This is a genomic window from Flavobacterium sp. (assembly GCF_043780635.1).
Classification (GTDB): Bacteria; Bacteroidota; Bacteroidia; order Flavobacteriales; family Flavobacteriaceae; genus Flavobacterium.
The window spans coordinates 1-2930 of the sequence record NZ_JAYWCK010000103.1 but is presented as its reverse complement, the minus strand read 5'-3'; the positions used below and the strand labels follow the sequence as shown (position 1 = coordinate 2930).

The following is a 2930-nucleotide window of genomic DNA, read 5'->3' as shown; positions in this document are numbered from 1 at the left end:
GAATGGAAAAGTAAAACGGCACAAGATCGTCAGAAAATATTATTCTCCATCGCTGGAAAAATTAGAGAAAATTTCGAAACTTTCGTAAAATTAGAAGTCGAAAATAATGGAAAACCAATTCGTGAAGCTGAGTTTGATATTGATGATGCCGCTTCTTGTTTTGAGTTTTACGCAGGATTAGCCACGAAAATTCACGGTGAAACAATGAACGTTCCCGGTAATTCTTTCAGTTATGTAACCCGCGAAGCGATTGGTGTTTGTGCACAAATTATTCCTTGGAATTTTCCGTTTTTAATGTGTGCCTGGAAACTTGGGCCAGCAATCGCGGCAGGGAGTACGGTAGTTTTGAAACCATCTGAAGTGACGCCATTGACGGCTTTGTTTTTGGCTAAATTGATTGATGAATTAGATATTCCAAAAGGTGTAATTAACATTGTAACTGGTGACGGACCAATTGCTGGAAATGCTTTAATTAGTAATACCAAAATTGATAAAATTGCTTTTACCGGAGGAACTTCGACAGGGAAATATATTGGAAAAATTGCTGCTGAAAATCTTAAAAAAGTAACCTTAGAATTAGGAGGGAAAAACCCTGTTGTCATTTTTGATGATTGCAAAATGAATTTGGCTATCGATTGGGGATTGTTTGCGGCTTTCGCCAATAGTGGGCAAGTTTGTACTGCAGGTTCTCGAATTTTGATTCAGGATACTATTTATGATGAGTTTGTAAAGCAATTTGTAGAAAGAGCAAAAAATATTAAAGTTGGTGATGGTTCGAATTCTGAAAATACAATGGGACCAATCGTTTCTCAAAACCATTTTGATAAGGTAAAAGCGTATATCGAAGTGGGTAAAGGGGAAGCGACTTTGGCTTTTGGAGGAAATACGGATGATAGCAAAGGTTTTTTTATTGAGCCTACTATTTTTACAAATGTAACTCCAAATATGCGAATTGCCAGAGAAGAAATTTTTGGACCAGTTGTGGCTTTACTAAAATTTTCCACCGAAGAAGAAGCAATTGCAATGGCAAACGATACAGAATACGGTTTGGGTTACGGATTATTTACTCAAGATGTTACAAGGGTTCATCGGGTAATGCCAAAAATTAGAGCTGGAATTGGGTGGGTAAATTTCTATCATCCTACATTCAATGAAATGCCTTGGGGCGGATACAAACAGTCCGGAACTGGCAGAGAATTAGGCTTGTACGGAATAGAAAACTATCTCGAAGTGAAACAAGTTAACATCAATTTAGATACAGATCCAGTGGGGTGGTATTGAAAAAGTGTTCAGTCGCAGTTAGCAGTTTCGGAAATAAACAATAGCTTAATTAACTTAATTTCTTAATGGTTTAATTTAAAAGAACCTTAATTTTAAATAAATGACAATCAAATCAATAAATCCATATTCTCAAGCAGTAATTGCGGAGCACGAAATTTTGACCAATGCACAATTGGCTCAAAAAATAGAACTTTCTGAAAAGGCTTATAAAAGTTGGAGAACAACCACTTTTCAAGAAAGAAGTGATAAAATGAAAAAATTAGCCAATATTCTTCGAGCAAGAAAAGAGGAATTAGGCTTGTTGATTACAAATGAAATGGGTAAAATATTGTCTGAGGGAGTTTCTGAAGTTGAAAAATCAGCTGGGAATTGTGATTTCTATGCGGAGAACGCCGAGAAAATGTTGAAAGACGTTTATTATGATACACCTTTTAAAAGTTTGTCGGTTTATGATCCATCGGGAGCTATTTTTGCCGTGATGCCTTGGAATTATCCTTTTTGGCAAGTTTTGCGTTATGCTGCGCCGGCAGTTATGGCGGGAAATGTTACGATTTTGAAACACGCTTCAAATGTGCAGGGTTGCGCAAAAGCTATTGAAAATGCTTTTTTGGAGGCTGGCTTTCCAGAAGGCGTTTTTCAGCAAGTGACTATTAGCTTAAGTCAGGTTGAAAGTATTATTGCTTCTGATATTGTGAGCGGTGTTACCTTGACTGGTAGTGAAATGGCGGGTTCATCAGTGGCTTCATTAGCAGGAAAACATATCAAAAAAACGGTTATGGAACTTGGAGGTTCTGATGCATTTATAGTTTTGGACGATGCCGATATTGAAAAAGCGGCAACTATTGCTACCCAATCGAGAATGCTCAATGCAGGTCAGGCTTGTATTTGTGCCAAAAGATTTATCGTTACAGAAAAAATTGGTGATGAATTTGCTTATTTATTTGCCCAAAAAATAAACGCTTTAAATCAAGGGAATCCATTACAAAATGGAATCAATATGGGACCTTTGGCAAAATTGGAATTTGCAAATACATTGAGTTCTCAATTGGAAAAATCATTGCAACAAGGCGCTAAAATTTTAGTGGGAGGAGAGCAAGATAATTGCAATTTCCAACCGACACTTATAGATTTTGTAGACTCAAATAATATTGCTTTTCAGGAAGAAACTTTTGGACCATTGGCAACAATAATTAGAGCTAAAGACGAAAATGATGCAGTTGCAATAGCGAATAATCATCGTTATGGATTGGCTTCAGCCATTTGGACAGAAGACAGGGAAAAGGCCTATAAGTTAGCCAGAAGAATTGAAGCAGGGAATGTTTTTATCAATTCCTTAGTTCGTTCTGATTCTCGAATCCCTTTTGGAGGAATAAAAAAATCGGGCTATGGAAGAGAATTGTCTGATATTGGAATGAAAGAATTTATGAATATGAAATCAATTATAATTGAATAATACCTTTAACAATAAAAATGAAAACCAATTTAACAACTAAAACCAAATTAAACATGAAAAAAGCAATTTTAATTTTCGCATTAGCTTTAACAAGCAGTTTGACATTTGCACAAGAAACAGTAAAAGACACAACGGTGACAGCCGAAGAAGCAGAACCGAAATTCACTGCAGCCGTAGATATTGTCTATCCTTATTT

2 protein-coding genes are annotated in these 2930 nt (G+C 36.2%); both read left to right on the top strand.

All coding sequences use genetic code 11. From position 1 onward, the window contains the following. A partial coding sequence (locus ACH2BV_RS09490) for an aldehyde dehydrogenase family protein (protein WP_395050487.1) occupies positions 1–1281 on the top strand: 1281 nt, incomplete at its 5' end. A 100-nt stretch (positions 1282–1381) separates the two neighbouring features. Then, positions 1382–2734 carry an NAD-dependent succinate-semialdehyde dehydrogenase gene (locus tag ACH2BV_RS09485; RefSeq protein ID WP_395050486.1) on the top strand — a complete coding sequence of 451 codons (1353 nt, stop codon included), beginning with the start codon at positions 1382–1384 and terminating at the stop codon, positions 2732–2734. The last annotated feature ends 196 nt before the right edge of the window (positions 2735–2930 follow it).

Bases quoted from the DNA above. Each gene is read 5' to 3' on its own strand.
- ACH2BV_RS09485 (WP_395050486.1), top strand. From the start codon at position 1,382: ATGACAATCAAATCAATAAATCCATATTCTCAAGCAGTAATTGCGGAG.